Annotated in this window: 11 protein-coding genes; 2 read left to right on the top strand and 9 right to left on the bottom strand. The window is 46.7% G+C overall.

Annotated elements, in window-relative coordinates:
* The first annotated feature begins 103 nt into the window (after positions 1 to 103).
* On the top strand, positions 104 to 1,153 hold the full coding sequence (locus tag ACFPFU_RS10000; RefSeq protein WP_377064039.1) for a metallophosphoesterase family protein: 1,050 nt from the start codon (positions 104 to 106) through the stop codon (positions 1,151 to 1,153).
* 171 nt (positions 1,154 to 1,324) lie between these two features.
* On the opposite strand, the gene ACFPFU_RS09995 is transcribed toward ACFPFU_RS10000, so the two are convergent.
* Positions 1,325 to 4,495, bottom strand: a complete 3,171-nt coding sequence (locus ACFPFU_RS09995; protein ID WP_377064050.1) for a PVC-type heme-binding CxxCH protein — start codon at positions 4,493 to 4,495, stop codon at positions 1,325 to 1,327.
* 335 nt (positions 4,496 to 4,830) lie between these two features.
* On the opposite strand from ACFPFU_RS09995, the gene ACFPFU_RS09990 reads away from it, so the two are divergent.
* Entirely contained in the window at positions 4,831 to 6,300 is a 1,470-nt protein-coding gene (locus ACFPFU_RS09990) for an SLC13 family permease (RefSeq protein WP_377064037.1), read from the top strand.
* A 6-nt stretch (positions 6,301 to 6,306) separates the two neighbouring features.
* Here ACFPFU_RS09990 and ACFPFU_RS09985 read toward each other — a convergent pair whose 3' ends face one another.
* The 8 genes from ACFPFU_RS09985 to ACFPFU_RS09950 form a co-directional block, all read right to left on the bottom strand.
* Complete coding sequence (locus ACFPFU_RS09985; RefSeq protein ID WP_377064035.1) at positions 6,307 to 7,101, bottom strand: SDR family NAD(P)-dependent oxidoreductase; 795 nt, start codon at positions 7,099 to 7,101, stop codon at positions 6,307 to 6,309.
* An 88-nt stretch (positions 7,102 to 7,189) separates the two neighbouring features.
* Positions 7,190 to 8,404 (bottom strand): tetratricopeptide repeat protein, encoded by a 1,215-nt coding sequence (locus ACFPFU_RS09980; RefSeq protein WP_377064033.1) that lies wholly within the window; start codon positions 8,402 to 8,404, stop codon positions 7,190 to 7,192.
* Positions 8,405 to 8,457: 53 nt separating this feature from the next.
* Positions 8,458 to 10,989: a DNA gyrase subunit A gene (gene gyrA, locus ACFPFU_RS09975; protein WP_377064031.1), complete on the bottom strand. Its 2,532-nt coding sequence runs from the start codon at positions 10,987 to 10,989 to the stop codon at positions 8,458 to 8,460.
* 134 nt (positions 10,990 to 11,123) lie between these two features.
* Positions 11,124 to 12,125, bottom strand: coding sequence for a hypothetical protein (locus ACFPFU_RS09970; RefSeq protein WP_377064030.1), 1,002 nt, complete (start codon positions 12,123 to 12,125; stop codon positions 11,124 to 11,126).
* A gap of 95 nt (positions 12,126 to 12,220) precedes the next feature.
* Positions 12,221 to 12,739, bottom strand: coding sequence for a hypothetical protein (locus ACFPFU_RS09965; RefSeq protein ID WP_377064028.1), 519 nt, complete (start codon positions 12,737 to 12,739; stop codon positions 12,221 to 12,223).
* Positions 12,740 to 12,858: 119 nt separating this feature from the next.
* Positions 12,859 to 13,512, bottom strand: a complete 654-nt coding sequence (rpe, locus tag ACFPFU_RS09960) for a ribulose-phosphate 3-epimerase (RefSeq protein ID WP_377064026.1) — start codon at positions 13,510 to 13,512, stop codon at positions 12,859 to 12,861.
* A 108-nt stretch (positions 13,513 to 13,620) separates the two neighbouring features.
* Positions 13,621 to 15,258 carry a S8 family serine peptidase gene (locus ACFPFU_RS09955; RefSeq protein WP_377064025.1) on the bottom strand — a complete coding sequence of 546 codons (1,638 nt, stop codon included), beginning with the start codon at positions 15,256 to 15,258 and terminating at the stop codon, positions 13,621 to 13,623.
* Entirely contained in the window at positions 15,245 to 15,934 is a 690-nt protein-coding gene (locus ACFPFU_RS09950; RefSeq protein ID WP_377064023.1) for a hypothetical protein, read from the bottom strand. Before ACFPFU_RS09950 ends, ACFPFU_RS09955 begins: the two co-directional genes overlap by 14 nt.

The raw sequence follows: 15,934 nt of genomic DNA, 5'->3' as shown, positions 1-15,934 counted from the left end.
AAAAACAGAAAAACTTTTTTTGGACATCAGGAATAACAACCTATATTTACAAAGTGGTGCATTCCTGTTGCCATTTTTGGTGCATTCCTAATTACCGTTTTTGGTGCATATTCAGTTACCGACTACACCGGCATCCAACTACCAGTTTCGTGTGGGTGAATTTGAGCGGGTCTATTCGTTCCGGACCATGCCGGAGAAGAATTACTCCCCTATCCGTTTTGCCGCCGGCGGCGATACCTCCCATGGAGAAATGTTCAGACAGATGAACTGCACAGCGATGAAATATGACCCGGACTTTATCGTCTGGGGAGGTGACCTGGCTTATGCCAATGGCCGGGAAGAGAACCTCGATCGATGGATCAGTTGGTTTGATCGCCTCCGGGAAGATTTGGTTACAGAGGACGGGCGCGTGGTTCCCGTTGTCCTGGCCATAGGGAACCATGATGTGCTGGACCACCACTACCCCGGTTCGGAGACCACCATCGGAAAGACCCTGGGCATGCCCGATTTTATTACCCAAGTAAAACGCGGCGAATTTGCTGAAGCGACCGACAAAATGCGGGCTGAAAAAGGCCCCTATTTCTATGCTTTGTTTGCTTTTCCGGGTCAGCCAGGCTATGGCGTATTGGACTTTGGCAATTACCTGAGCCTGATTATCCTGGACAGTTCCCACAGCAACCTGATCAGCGGACAACAAACATCATGGCTTAAAGAAGTATTGAAGTCCCGTGCGGGCCGGCCTCATGTTATTCCTGTTTACCATAAACCCGCTTATCCATCAGGACGGGTACAACCTGGAGGCATACGCAACCAGTTTTGGTCCGAGCAGGTTTTCCAGCATTGGGTGCCGCTGTTTGAGGAATTCGGTGTCCGGGTAGCCCTGGAAAACGATGACCATACTTATAAGCGCACGTATCCCCTGCGCCGGGACATGGTGGATCCCTCTGGAATTGTCTACCTTGGTGATGGCTCCTGGGGTGTGGAAAAAAAAGAACCCAAAACCCCTGAAGAAGTGTGGTACCTGAAAAAATCCGCCAGCGAGAATTCGGCCATCATCGTCACTTTACATGGCCCCCATCAGCATTTTTTGATGGTCAATGAGGAAGGAACCGTAATCGACGAGTATCCGGAAAGGGCCTATGAAGTAAGGTGAAAATTAAAGCCAACGTCAATGACCAGTTGACCGATCTGTTACCTACCAATGAAATGGAAGGTTCCCCCCTTTCAAAGACACGATATTGACCAGCCTGCAAAGAAAAAGAAACCCCTGGAGGAGTTCGAATCCTCCAGGGGTTAAAAGCTATTTACAAGCCATCAACCTTGATCACCGGCTGGCCGTGGGTTTCTCCAGCGGATGTTCCTGCAACAACTCTGTGGGTGAATAGAACCCTTGTTTGTTTTCGGTGGCATCCCTTACCTTCTTCACGGTTTCCGGGGAAACCGGCGCGGCCTCGTTGCCAAAGGAGTTTCTGACATATGTGGTCACCGCGGCAACTTCCTTGTCATTGAGCATGCCGCGGTAAGGCGTCATGGGTACCTGGCCGGGATATTCCTTGCCCTGCACTTCTATCGGCCCCATCAATCCGTTTAAAACTATCTTTATAAGACGTTCCTCGCTTCCCAGCACCCAGCGGGTACCTGCCAGCGGCGGAAATCCGGAAGCGGTCAGCCCTTTTCCGTCTTCCTGGTGACAGGTGATGCAGAAGCCTTCCCTGCTATAGATTTCCTTGCCCATCTCATATAAGGTAAGGGCCTCTCCTTTCAGGTTCGTGTCCGGCTTATCCTCTTCCTTCTTCTGGTTTGCTGTCGGTTGGAACACAATGCTGCCGTCTGCATTGACCACCATATTGCTCACCGACATGTCGTTCAGATGAGCCAGAGAAGTTTCAAATGGCTTCATCATCCATTCGTCCATAGGGTGCTCGTTGGCCACTTCCAAGATGGCCAGCCCGTCTTCTTTTTCCAACCAGGAAGCCGCTACGATGGCTTCCAGCCTCACCCGGCCGTGTGGGTCGGCCGCCAATCTTTTCAGCAGCTCCACCTGGTCGTCTACTTGATGGCCGGTATACCGGAGTACCCGGGCCACGGCGGCCCTGACCTTATGGTCCTGTGATTCCATCAGCTGGCGCAACAGCCTTTGGTCTACCTTGTTGAGCCCCCAGCTTACCCAGAGGGCTTCCAGCATGTGGTGTTCGTAATTCGGGTCGTTTGTATCCAGCCCGCCTACCCACAAGGTGAGTTTGGTCAGCACTTCATCCGCATCCCTCCCTCTCAGCTCGGTCCTGGTCCGGTACCGGGACCGGAATTCGGGCAGCTTTAAATTCTCCAATAATTCATCCACCGTTGCGCCATGGATTTTGGCGGGCTGTACCAAAGGTCTCGAAGGATAGGTGATTCTGTACACCCTGCCATGCACATGGTCCCTGAGTGGATCCCTGGCGTTGTGCTGCATATGGCCTACCAGGATATTGTGCCAGTCGATAAAATACAGCGAACCATCCGGCGCGAATTCCATGTCCACCGGACGGAAATTACGGTCATCGCCCACCACAAGGTCCATTCTGTGTTTACTCTTGTAACCGGTGCCGTCGTCCTCCATGGTATGCATTTTCATACCCAAAAAGCCGATGGTGTTGTTGATCAGCAAATCTCCCTGGATCTCATCCGGAAAATGCCGGCTGGACACAAATTCCAGTCCGGAAGTGGGTCTCACCCTGTGCGCGTCTTCTATAAGGTTGAAACCTTTGTGGGTGCCTTCTCCATAACGCGGTTTTACTGAGCCCGGCATCATCCATCTTACATCCGGTCCGGAGGTTTCCGCAAAGAAATTCTGCCCCCAGTCGTCAAAGGCGATGCCCCAGGGATTGGGTATCGGAAGCTGGGCCGTTCTTTCCAGATGTTTTCTGGCGGGATTATAACGGTAAAATCCGCCATTCGTACCTCTTACGGGGCCGTATGGGGTTTCTACGTTGGTATGGAGAAACACCCCTTCTCCCATATAAATGGCCCCCGATGGATCGGCCACAAAGGCGCTGATATTGTGATGGGTATCGTGGTCATCGAAGCCGCTGAGGAGGATCTCCCTCGTGTCGGCCCGGTCGTCCCCATCGGTATCCCTCAGGATGATCAGGTTGGTTCCCTGGGACACATACACGCCTTCAGGTGCGATTTCAACCCCGATGGGCAGATGCAGGCCGTCGGCAAAAACAGTCTGTTTGTCAGCTTTGCCGTCCCCATCGGTATCTTCGAGGATAATGATCTTATCATTCGGTTTGGGGTCTCCGGGCTTGTAGTGGGGATAGCTGGGCATACACGCCACCCAAAGACGGCCTTTGGTATCAAAGGTCATCTGCACGGGATTGGCCAGATCGGGAAACTCCTTCTCTGAGGCAAACAACTCGATTTTATAGCCATCCGGTACTTTTAACCTGTCCAAAGCATCCTGGCCGTAGAGGTATTCCATGTTCCCGTTTTTATCCGGGTTGTAGTTGGTTTCCACGGGCGGCAGCTCCCGCGTTTTGGCGTCTGCCGCAGCCAGGTCAAACCTCTCCCCTTTTGTGGCCTGCCAGATGGCCTGGTCCCTGTTGTCGGTCATCTCCCGTATTTTCTCCAGTTCATAGGGATAGTTGTCCGGTCCAAAGGGATTGTATCTTCTTCCGAAAACATGGACCCCATTCGGGATTTTGTAATCGTTGTGCCACATCCAGTTTTTTTCCATGACCGCTTCGTGGATCAGGTCTCTGTATTCCTCGACTTTGGCGGATGTTTTGCCGAAAATCTGGTTGACCAACAGTGTGGAAAACTTTTTGTAACCTGTTTCATTCAGCTGAAAACCGTCGATGGTATGGTCGCCCTCCCCCGAAGCGTACCATTTTTTGGAGGGGCTAAAAGCGTCGACGAACAACACTTTGTTTCTCTCCGCAACTTCCTTCATGGCCTGGGTATACAATTCCAGGTTTTCATTTTCCTTTTTGCCATCAGGCAGATCAAATTTAGCGCTAAGGTCCTCGAAAGCTATGGGTGACACCAGGGCCAACTGGGGAGGGTTATTCCCGTTATAGGCTGTATTTTGGGTATGGTGGATAAAAGCCTCAAGCTCGGCCTTGTAGTTTTCCAACCCCTCGGGTCCCTCAAATGACTCATTATAGCCGAAAAAGGCAATGATGATGTCCGTTTTGAGCCTCGTCAGCCATTCATCCGGGCTTTCAAAATGCCCCTCGCTTCCGGACGGTGTGGCCAATTCCGTCTGGAATTCCTCGGCTCCGGGAAAAGCCCAGGGGGATTTCCTTCCGGCATGGGGACGGAAACCCGGCGTGTCTCCCCCATCACACATGTTCCTTATAAACAACAGGGAATCAGGATACCTTACCTGCATCTCTGTTTCGAAATGCCCGTAGTTCATCATCCTGGAACCCAGATTATTACCAATCAGTACAATGTGGTCGCTCTTTTTCAACGATAATGTCGGCTGTTCAGGGCCGCATTGGACAAACATGGCGGCCACTAAAAATACCCATAGCATATTCCATATGAATCCTGCGGGTTGTGATTTGGGTTTTATCATCGATTTGTTCTTTTATTATATTCTTCGCTCTTCAATATTAATATAATTTTAGACACGGTAATCCAAATTATGCTTAAATAAAATACCTAAATTGACAGGATCTATCCTGTACTGTGCTGACCGAAAGGTTTTTTACACATGGTCTACAAGCTTAAGCCAATCTGTTCAAAATAAAAATGGTTTTTTTATTTTTGGCCAATCGTTATATTGGACTTTTACTTTTGTGATATGAACCGAATCTCCATCTTTAAGCATGATATGCCCCTATGAGTGCATCCAGAATCGGGCTTTTTCTTGGCCCTGTACTGTTTCTTCTGATCTATTTTTTTGTCCAACCCGTTGGTTTATCTTCAGAAGGGGCTTCCTTATTGGCTGTTACGGTATGGATAGCCGTCTGGTGGATCACCGAGGCCATCCCCATCGCCGCTACGGCGTTGCTGCCTCTGGTTTTGTTCCCATTTACCGGCATTATGGGAATCAAAGCCACTTCTATCCCCTACTCCGACCCTATGGTGTTGCTTTACATGGGCGGTTTTATGATTGCGGTGAGTATTGAAAAGTGGAACCTTCACAAGCGGATTGCTTTGAACATCATTTATTATCTGGGTACAGACTTAAGAAGGATAATTTTGGGTTTTATGCTGGCCACGGCATTCCTTTCCATGTGGATATCCAATACCGCCACCACCCTGATGATGTTGCCCATTGCCATCGCGGTCGTCTCCCAGATCAGCCGTAAAAAAGAAGGTGTTGCTGACACGGAAAACAAGATTGGGCAATCCCTGATGCTGGGTATTGCGTACAGCGCCTCTATCGGGGGCATTGCGACCATTATTGGGACACCTACCAATATTATCCTGGTGGGTGTGATCAAAAAAACCTATGGCATTGAAATCGGATTTGGGGAATGGATGCTGATCGGTTTTCCCATTGCCGCGGGGTTGTTGTTTCTTTGCTGGTATTACCTGGTGTACATGGCCTACCGTTTTTCGTCTGTCTTGGAAATGGAAGGTGGCCGGCAGGAAATCCGGAAACAGCTGTTGGATCTGGGTGCCATCAGCGAAGAGGAAAAAAGGGTATTATGGGTGTTTGTCGGGGTAAGTGTGAGTTGGATCTCCAGAACATTTGTGCTTCAGCGGTTTATTCCCCAGCTCGATGATACCCTGATTGCGCTTACTGGGGTGCTGTTGCTTTTCGTAATCCCTTCCAAGAGGGCAGGTAAAAGCAAATTACTGGACTGGAAAGTAGCCGAAAAAATTCCATGGGGCATCCTGATACTTTTTGGCGGCGGTCTTGCATTGGCAAGCGCGTTTCAGGAAACAGGGCTTGCCAAATGGATAGGCGAACAGTTTATTTTGTTGCAAAACGTGCCGTTCTGGCTGTTTCTGCTGTTGATCATTGCCGCGGTGAATTTTCTTACTGAAATCACTTCCAATGTGGCCACAGCCTCCATGTTGCTCCCCATCCTCGCCGCAGTCGCCCTGGCCATGGGCGTCCATCCTTTTGGTTTGATGGTAGGGGCCACTTTAGCGGCCTCCTGCGCCTTTATGTTGCCGGTGGCCACTCCCCCAAATGCGGTGGTGTTTGGGTCGGGTTACCTCACCATTCCTGCCATGATCAGAACGGGAATATGGATGAATTTCATATCCATTTTTTTTGTGGTGGCGTTGGTGTTATGGCTGCTGCCCATAATCTGGGATTTCAACATCTACCGGTTCCCTTCAGCGTGGCGGTGATCCTATTTACGTCATGGATTTTACTACGCCACCATCCACACGCACGGCGGCTCCATTGGTAGCTGAGGCCCGGGGACTACACAGATATACCGCCATTGCCGCCACTTCTTCGACGCTTATAAAACGTTGAAGAAGAGAGGTCGGCCGTTCTTCCTTAAAAAAGTCTTTTTCAATGTCTTCCGTTGATTTGTTTTCCCGTTGGGCAATCTTTTCCACAAATGCGGTTACTCCCTCGCTCTTTGTAGGTCCCGGCAACACGCAGTTTACGGTGACATTGCTCCCTTTGGTAAGTTCAGCCAAGCCTCTTGATACGGACAGCTGTGCACTTTTGGTCATGCCATAATGGATCATTTCATCAGGTATCTGTATCCCGGATTCGCTGGAAATGAAAAGGATTCTCCCTTGGTCTTGTTGCATCATTTTAGGAAAATAATGTCTGGAGAGCCGGATGCCACTCATCACGTTGATTTCGAAGAATCTGTACCAATCCTCATCAAGAATCTCTTCAAAGGCTTTCGGTTCAAATATTCCTACATTATTGATCAGAATATCAAGTAGAGGAAGTGCTCTGATCAATCCTTCAACCTCATCTTTTTTACCGAAATCAACAGCATAACCGTTGATATGGGCGTTTGGTACCTGTGATTTAATGTGCTCTATTGCTTCATTGATCCTTTCCTCCGTCCTTCCGGTAAGGGTTACCACAGCGCCTTCCCTGCATAATTCCAGCGCAATCGCAAAGCCAATCCCCGCTGTGGAACCGGTTACCAACGCTTTTTTACCGCCTAGTTGTAAATCCATAATTAAAAGCTAATGATAGGTTAATTAAATAAAAAAAGTTACCGGAGCTGACCCCGGTAACCTTCGTAAGAAAATGATAAACGACCAATTAATTTCCTTCCATCCAATCAGGACCCAATTTCTCGGAAAGCTTTTTGTTGTATTCTTCGGCTTTTTCTTCGTTTTTCAATCTGGTGTGGATCTGGAAAAGGATTTCCATGATATCGGTATTGTCAGGTTGCAGTTCTGAAGCTTTGGTGAAATACGGAAGGGCTTCTTCGTACAGACTGTCCGCTTCTGCAAGCATTTCACCTGATTTCTGTTCCCATTCATCATCAGAAAGGTTGTTTACCTCAGTAATAATGTTTCTTGCTTTGTCCAGATAGATTGCCCCGGCATAGTAATTACCTTCAAAGAATTCAGAATCAGCTTGTACGGTTTTCTTATATTCCTCCAGCGCCCCGTCCATATCGCCTGATTTTTCCTTCAGGTAGCCATATCTCAAGCGGATTGCCGGGTTATCAGGGTCATTCTGTAAGGCACTTTCGATGGAAGTCATCGCTTCATCCATTTTGTCCAGTTGAAGCAACAACTGGATTTCAAACTCCGCCAGGCCTTTGTCTTCAGGGTAATCCTCTCTGGCCATGGTGACTAAGCGATAAGCTTCTTCGGGATCATTGTCCTCTGCGCTGGCGATCTGTATGAGGAAATAATACGCATTGAGTTTGTTGTATTCTTCGATGTCCAGAAGTTGGGTGAAGTATTTTTTGGCCTCCTCTGACTTGCCCACCATATTGCCCGTATAGCCGGCGTTGAATACGATGGAAGTATCTTTGGGATCCAGATCCGCGGCCAGCGCGAAGAATTCAAATGCCAGATCCATATCATCCTCTTCGTATCTCTCTATCGCTTTGTTAAAAGAAGCATTTTTCAGGCGGTACACGCCCTGGCCCTGAAAATTCTCGGGCATTTCGGGAACCACCTCTTTGAACAGGTCCTTGCTGACTTTACTGGTAGAATCACGCTCTTCCATTTCGAACGTCTTCATAAAACTCTCTTTGGCTTTTTGACCCACCACAACCGTCTCCTGGGTGTTGGATGAATCCGCCTCAAACATGGCTGTTTCTATCTTTCCTCTTATCAAATAAGTATTGGATTCGTTACCGGTATCAGCATCCTGTAAAGCTTCCTGTATATCTTTATATGCTTCCTCGAGGTTTCCCCTTTTCAGGTTTCTCTCCGCGGATCTTACTACCTTTTTTTGAGCGAAGGCCACTGTTGAAGCTATACCGACCAAAGCCAATGATAGAATTAACTTTTTCATATTAATCTCTTGTTATTCTGATTGATAGGTTCTTGTTTATTTATTTGATTTATTTATTCTTTCTCATCACCTTCTGTTCCGGCATCCCCAAGGGGATTTTCCGGATTTTCAACTTCTTCGGCATCAACCGCATCCACAATAATGTTTTCGATTTTTTCCACCGAAGATATTTCATCATTGTCATTCAAGCGAATAAGTCTGACGCCTTGTGTAGCCCTTCCCATAACCCGGATTCCTGAAACTGGTGTTCTGATGATGATGCCGGACCGGGTGATGATCATTAAATCATCCGAATCCACAACTTCCTTGATGGCCACCAGCCCTCCTGTTTTTTCGGTTACATTCATGGCTTTCACACCTTTACCTCCTCTTTTGGTGATTCTGTATTCGGTGAGGAATGATCTTTTGCCGTAGCCTTTCTCAGAGACTACCAGAAGGGTGGCATCCTCTCTGTTAACACAAACCATGCCAATTACATGGTAGTTTCCGCCCTCTATGTTGATGGCTTTCACGCCGGTGGCTGTCCGTCCCATGGGCCTCACATTGGACTCATGAAAATGGACCGCTCTGCCCGAACTTGAGGCAATGATGATATGGGAATCACCATTGGTCATTTCTACATTAAGCAACTGGTCATCCTCCCTGATGTTCAGCGCAATGATCCCGTTGGTCCTGGGTCTGGAATATTGCTCCAAGGTTGTTTTTTTGATGATACCGTTTTTGGTTACCATGACCAAGAAGTTGTTGTTGATGTAGTCTTCATCAGACAGGTCCTTGACCTGGATTATGGAACGGATTTTATCATCACTTTCTATGTTGATCAGGTTTTGTATGGGCCTTCCTTTGGAGGTTTTTCCCCCTTCCGGAATGGCATAGGTTTTCAACCAAAAAAGCTTTCCTTTGTCGGTGAATATCAGGAGGTAATTGTGGGTTAATGCGGTGAAAAGGTACTCGGTAAAATCATCCTCTTTGGTAGCCACTCCTCTGGAGCCGATCCCTCCCCTGCCCTGGCTCCTGTATTCGGTCAGGACTGTTCTTTTGATATATCCCTGATGGGATACTGTGATCACCACTTCTTCATTGGGGATCATGTCCTCATAGCTGAAATCCTCCGCATTGTGCTCGATCGTTGTTCTTCTTTCGTCGGCATAACGGTCCTTCATTTCTTTCAGCTCGTCCTTTATGATCTGCATCCTCCGGTCTTCATTGGCAAGGATCTCCTTGAGTTCCTCTATCAGTTTCATCAGATCGGCATATTCCTGTTGGATCTTCTCGCGCTCCATTCCGGTAAGTCGCTGAAGCCGCATGTCCAAAATCGCCCTCGCCTGTATTTCACTCAGTTCGAATTTTTCCATCAAGCCATTTCTGGCGGTTTCCGGGTCTCTGGATCCGCGTATGAGCGCAATCACCTCATCCAGGTGGTCAAGGGCAATCAGGTACCCTTCCAATATATGCGCTCTTTTTTCCGCCTCTCTCAGCTCGTATTCCGTCCTCCTGACGACCACTTCATGACGATGGTTGACATAATGCCTGATCAGGTCCTTGAGGTTCAGGATATGGGGCCTACCCTTTACCAGCGCCACATTATTGACACTGAAAGAAGTCTGTAGCTGGGTATGTTTGTACAGGTTATTGAGAATGACATTGGCTACCGCATCTCTCTTGAGTTCGTAGACGATCCTCATGCCGTGCCTGTCCGATTCGTCCCTGATGGCGGAAATGCCGTCCAGCTTTTTCTCATTGATTAGCTGGGCGGTTTTTTCTACCATGGAAGCCTTATTGACCTGATAGGGAATTTCGGTGATCACGATCATTTCCCTCCCGTTGTCCTTGGTTTCTATAGTGGCCTTTCCCCTAAGGATGATCCTGCCTCTACCCGTTTCAAACGCTGATTTAACGCCGCTATAACCATAAATGATCCCCCCGGTGGGGAAATCGGGAGCAATAATGTGCTCCATAAGTTCTTCAACGGTTATTTCCGGATTGTCTATATAGGAGGTGATGCCGTCCACCACCTCTCCCAAATGATGGGGAGCCATGTTGGTGGCCATGCCTACCGCAATACCTGATGCACCGTTAAGCAAAAGTGCCGGTATTTTGGCTGGCAATACGACAGGTTCTTTGAGTGTGTCGTCAAAGTTAAGCTGAAAATCTACGGTCTCTTTATTGATATCGATCAGTAACTCCTCTGCGATTCTTTTAAGCCTGGCTTCAGTATAACGCATGGCCGCGGGATTATCCCCGTCAATAGAGCCAAAGTTACCCTGCGGGTCAATGAGCGGATACCGCAATGACCAATTCTGGGCCATTCTTACCAATGTCTCGTAAACGGCGGAATCTCCATGCGGGTGGTATTTACCCAACACTTCCCCGACAATCCTGGCAGATTTCTTATAAGGTTTGTTGTGGGTCACCCCAAGTTCCTGCATTCCGTAAAGTATCCTTCTGTGAACAGGCTTCAATCCGTCTCTTACGTCCGGCAATGCCCGGGAAACAATTACCGACATCGAATAATCGATGTAGGCACCGCGCATTTCTTCTTCGATATTAATGGGTATGATGTTCTCGTTCTCTCCTTGAGCCATATTTAAAATTTCTCTAATAGTTTGCAAGATAGCAAAAAGTATATGTTTTGAAAAACATAATTTTACCTATAGTGCAAAAACATGATATTTAATTTATATTCACAGCGTTATATTATTCCTGGTTAAAACATGGGTTAATTACCATACCATTGCCCTATTTTTCGGTGCTGCCTTTTCCATATGGAGCTCCCCCTGTATTCGACCCCGTTATGGATATGCTTCATCACTACGGCACATCCCGGGACTTTGCACCTTTTGGTTCCGGGGAGCCTCAGCCCCACTCCTACATGCACAGTATAGAGCAACTGCCGGATCGGCTGCATTTCCATCAAATCCACATTTTCATATTGGAGGTTTCTTAGTTCCACCGCAGGCCTGACAAAAAGTTTGGTGTATTCTGAAAACTCCCTTTCCACCCTTAATCCCACGGCATAATAGGGGTCGGGGGCCGTGAGCAGCTTATCATAACTTTCCCTTATAAATAAGGAACCGAATTCGCCTTCCAGGACATAACGCCAGGGGAATTCCTGCCTGGCCCTTAGCTTGAGTTCAGACTGCATATAATGGTTCCCGGATGAAAATTTCCGGTAGCGCCACTTGAGAAAAGAAATCCGTTTATTGGCATCATAGAGAATAATGCCTACGGACCCGTAAAATTTGTCAAAGGTATACCTACCATGATCCATCCTGAATTCATAAGCAGGGGTTTTGAAGGGGTCAATCCTACCCCACTCCCTTCCATAACCTACACCAAGGGAAAGAAAGTCAAATACATTTACCCTGGCCCCTACACCTAAAGGAAAAGCAAACTGACTGCTGCTGAAACTTACGGTGTCCTCTCTGTTGAGGTCCAGCGTGTTTTCCTGAAGGGTCGGATAAATCGGATATTGCCCGGGGGTTTCACTGTTGAAGTTCAAATTATTTTGGTGGAAAGAACCTCCCCCTGAAATTTCAAAAGAAAAATTACTGACCATGTTCCTAAAAACATTGCCCAGTTCATTTTCACTTTTCCTGCTCCTGATTTTTCTTTCAATGCCGAAGATGTCATCTTCCTGTGCATAAACCGATGCCGTGAAAACCAAACAGATGGTCAAAAAAAACGCAGAATAAACCTTGGATGCCGCTAACTGATTCATGGGAAACCGCTATGATGCTTCAAATTAAAAACGAATATACATAAAAAAACCCTCATTGTATGGAGGGTTTTTTTATGTATTATTTTTCATGCGGCTCATTCCCCTGTGTCAGGACCGGCTTCTTCATCATCGCCCCCTCTTTTTTCCTTCAATTCGGCCATAAGCGAATCGACTTTTTCCTTCACTTCCGGATTTTCTTTGATGGCTTTGTTTACTTTATTGTATGTAGCCACGCCGATTACCTCATCATTTTTAATCAAGTCGATTTTCAATTCCCTCACTTCATCACTTAGTGACCCCATGAATGCGAGTATTTCTTCGTATGCGGCTTTTTCTTCTTCCGTAACTTCTATTTCAGCCATTTTTTCCTCATCATCCCAGGCGGCTTTGATTTCATTGTATCTTGCCGCTCCGTCTATGACTTCATTATTACGGATCATATCAATCAGCTCTTCATTTTTCTGTTCATAAAAGGCCATAACGGAGTCTTCCATGACAGCAAATTTCATCATTTCTTCTTCTGTGACTTCCTCTTCTGCTTCATCTTGGGCATATACGTTACTCCATCCAATCGAAGCCAGCATCATGAAAGCCAGCACAATTAATTTTTTCATAGGTATTTTTAAGTTAATTTAATACAAATCATTTACTAATAAACTTGTTTGGGAGCAATATAGCAAATCTAAACACAAAAAATGCACCACAAATTATACCTTGCCTCCCATTTTTGAATTTAAACAATATTTTTTAGATTTTTAATGGTTTCAGCTGGATTCTGGGAAGAAAAAACAAAATTCCCGGCCACCAATACATCGGCACCTGCATCAAATAGAGCTTTCGCGTTGTCCATACTTACCCCACCATCTATCTCAATCTTGGCATTCGAACCTGTTTCCACAATCAGTTTTTTCAGGGATTTTACTTTTTTGAACGTGTTTTCGATAAACTTTTGTCCGCCAAATCCGGGATTAACGGACATGAGACATACCATATCCACCTCTTTGAGGATATCTTTCAATAGATAAACCGGCGAATGTGGGTTCAATGCCACCCCTGCCTTACAGCCCAGTGCCTTGATTTCTTCAACCGTTCTGTGTAAATGGGGACATGCTTCATAGTGTACGGTGAGGTAAGCCGCACCGGCATCCTTAAACTGTTTGAGGTAATTTTCAGGATGCATGATCATCAAATGAACATCCAGAGGTTTTTTGGCGTGTTTATGGATGGCTTCGGTCACGGGAATGCCCATAGAGATATTGGGGACAAACACGCCGTCCATGATGTCCACATGAATATAGTCCGCGTTGGTTTGGTTGATCATTTCTACCTCTCTCTGAAGGTTGGCAAAGTCTGCTGCCAAAATGGATGGTGCTATAATGGGATTCATGGAAACATCTGAGTTAGGGTGAATACGGAATGATTTCCCATTCCGTAGATGTAGCTAATTTTTCTTGTTGCAATTTTTACAAAAAAAATAAATTCCCTAGGTAAATCCTTATTTTCTTAACAACTTAATCACTTTGGCTCCTGAATTGTCCTGTAATTCAACCAGATATATTCCGGGATGTACGCTTCCCAAATCCACTTCATACGGATCTTTCACCATGTTCCGGGCAAGGCTCAGATAACTTACTTGTTTACCTGCTGTGTCATACAACCGGAAATTGCATTGAGAGGCGTTTCCGAACTCAACGAAAAGCCTGTTCCCGTCCAGGGGATTGGGATATATCTTGGTCTGCCGGTATACCCATTCCTCCTCAAAACCATTTATCATTCCATACAAAGCCCGGCGGAAATTGGGGACGCCGTAACCCAGTTCATAATCCGGCTCGTCAAACTGGCTTCCACTTTTAAGGATATATTCTTTGAGCTCGGCTCTGGTCCATTCGGGCTTTGCCTGCCACAATCCGGCCGCCAAAGCGGCGATCTGAGGGGCGGAAAAAGAAGTTCCACTTGAAAAACTGGGGCCGTTGATGAATCTCCAGATGGTCACGCCTGTACCAAAAGCCACCAGTTCGGGTTTGATCCGGCCATCACTGGTGGGACCGATTGAACTGAACCCCGCTTTTTGGAAATCATTGGAAATCGCGCCTACTGAGAGAATCCCTTCCGCATCGGCAGGCACGGTGATGGTTTTCCAACTGATGTTTCCTTCGTTGCCTGTAGAACAGACCACCAATATGCCTTTTTCAGCAGCTATGCCCGCGCCTATGGAAGCCACGGAAGTTTTCCCATCCAAATCCTCTTTGGAATAATTCATGGCGGGATCGTCAAAAAGATTGTAGCCAAGCGAGCTGTTGATGATGTCTACCCCCAGGCTGTCGGCAAATTCAGCTGCCCTCACCCAGTTGTATTCTTCAATCCTGTATTCGGATTTTACATCTTCGGTGATGCAAAGGATATACTCCGCGGCATAAGCGCCGCCTATCAATTTCTGGGGGTCATTTGAAGCCAACAAAGAAAGTGAACCGGTTCCATGGGTATCTGTCCTGAATACATTGTCCGATTCAGGAATGACAAAATCCCGGGTGGCAATGATCTGCCCGTTTTCGAAAAGATGCTCCATCCCACTGATATGATCGGCGTTCAAAAAACCGGCATCAAAAACCGCGATTCTTAACCCTTCACCGTTATAGCCCTCGGCATGCATCTCAGGTATTCCCAGAATATCATTCTGGAATTCGTATGTTTTCGTTTTTTTGAAAACTTTGCTCTTTATACGCATGTATGCTTCACCGATTTCTTTTTTGCTGTTTTCCATGTGGCTGACGCCACCACGGGCAACCAGCTCCACTTTTTCCACAAAAGGCATTCCTTCGATTTTTGAGATGGCTGCTTCATCAGCCGTCACCACGGAAGCGTTTAACCACTTGGAATGAAAAATAAACCGGTCTACAAATTCACTTATTTGTTCGATATACTGGCCGGAAACCGGTAAATCCGTACTGTCAACCGCGATTTGCTCCCTTCCTCTTCTGTCGAGGGCCTTATCTACCAAAAAATCTCCGGGGTGTTCCAAGCTGTAAACCGTAGTCGGTTTATATTTATAATGTACCGCGTACCGGTCCTGAGCGCAGATCTGGGAGGAGACGATAAAAAACAATAGGAGTATGCTGTATTTATATGCTGCCATCAGATACCAATTTCAAATGTGTCAAACGTCCGTTCTGTATGATTTGTTCTCCAAGGCAGTCGTTTCGGGTACAGTAGTTAAAAACTTCATAGTAGCTTTCAACCAATCCCACGCCTTCAGCATAGATGTTATATCGAATATCCCGGATGGTAATCATATCATCTTCATCATTGTGTAAAACCCTCACTGTACTGGGAAAATACCTGTTTTTTACCACATAAGGCCCTTCCGCATCGAGGGTATAAACATGGGGTGCATGGGAATTGGCCCCGTTGGCGTCCCATTCCAGATTCACCCGCAACGGGAAAACCAGGATGATTTCCTGCAAATTATCGCTCAATCTGATGAGCCGGTTATCACTTACTCTCAGTGCGTATACCTGCTTATTTGTCCATTCTGTCCTGTCCTCCGATCTTTGTCTGTTCACGATGTACACAGATTCCCCAGCTTCATTGATGTACAGCTCAGTGATTTCATCCCGGTAAAAATAATGAATTTCTTCATAATCACCCTCTCCAAAGTATATCGTTTCGTTAACTTCATACACCCAGAATTTACCTGTTTCCAATGGATAATAATCCATATCCACCACCGTGGGTTCTTCCCTTTCTGTCTGACAGCTCCAGAGGAAAAACAAGGACAGGCTTATCCAATACCTTTTATCAAAAACATTCAT

The sequence above is a fragment of the Negadavirga shengliensis genome (assembly GCF_042652345.1).
Lineage (GTDB): Bacteria > Bacteroidota > Bacteroidia > Cytophagales > Cyclobacteriaceae > Negadavirga > Negadavirga shengliensis.
The sequence above is the reverse complement of the archived record's forward strand: the minus strand, read 5'-3'. Positions and strand labels throughout refer to the sequence as shown.

Excerpts from the sequence above, each read along its gene's own strand:
- ACFPFU_RS09965 (WP_377064028.1), bottom strand. The coding sequence starts at position 12,739 with ATGAAAAAATTAATTGTGCTGGCTTTCATGATGCTGGCTTCGATTGGA.
- ACFPFU_RS09995 (WP_377064050.1), bottom strand. The coding sequence starts at position 4,495 with ATGTTTGTCCAATGCGGCCCTGAACAGCCGACATTATCGTTGAAAAAG.
- ACFPFU_RS09955 (WP_377064025.1), bottom strand. The coding sequence starts at position 15,258 with ATGGCAGCATATAAATACAGCATACTCCTATTGTTTTTTATCGTCTCC.
- ACFPFU_RS09950 (WP_377064023.1), bottom strand. The coding sequence starts at position 15,934 with ATGAATGTTTTTGATAAAAGGTATTGGATAAGCCTGTCCTTGTTTTTC.
- gyrA (WP_377064031.1), bottom strand. The coding sequence starts at position 10,989 with ATGGCTCAAGGAGAGAACGAGAACATCATACCCATTAATATCGAAGAA.
- ACFPFU_RS09985 (WP_377064035.1), bottom strand. The coding sequence starts at position 7,101 with ATGGATTTACAACTAGGCGGTAAAAAAGCGTTGGTAACCGGTTCCACA.
- ACFPFU_RS09970 (WP_377064030.1), bottom strand. The coding sequence starts at position 12,125 with ATGAATCAGTTAGCGGCATCCAAGGTTTATTCTGCGTTTTTTTTGACC.
- rpe (WP_377064026.1), bottom strand. The coding sequence starts at position 13,512 with ATGAATCCCATTATAGCACCATCCATTTTGGCAGCAGACTTTGCCAAC.
- ACFPFU_RS09990 (WP_377064037.1), top strand. The coding sequence starts at position 4,831 with ATGAGTGCATCCAGAATCGGGCTTTTTCTTGGCCCTGTACTGTTTCTT.
- ACFPFU_RS09980 (WP_377064033.1), bottom strand. The coding sequence starts at position 8,404 with ATGAAAAAGTTAATTCTATCATTGGCTTTGGTCGGTATAGCTTCAACA.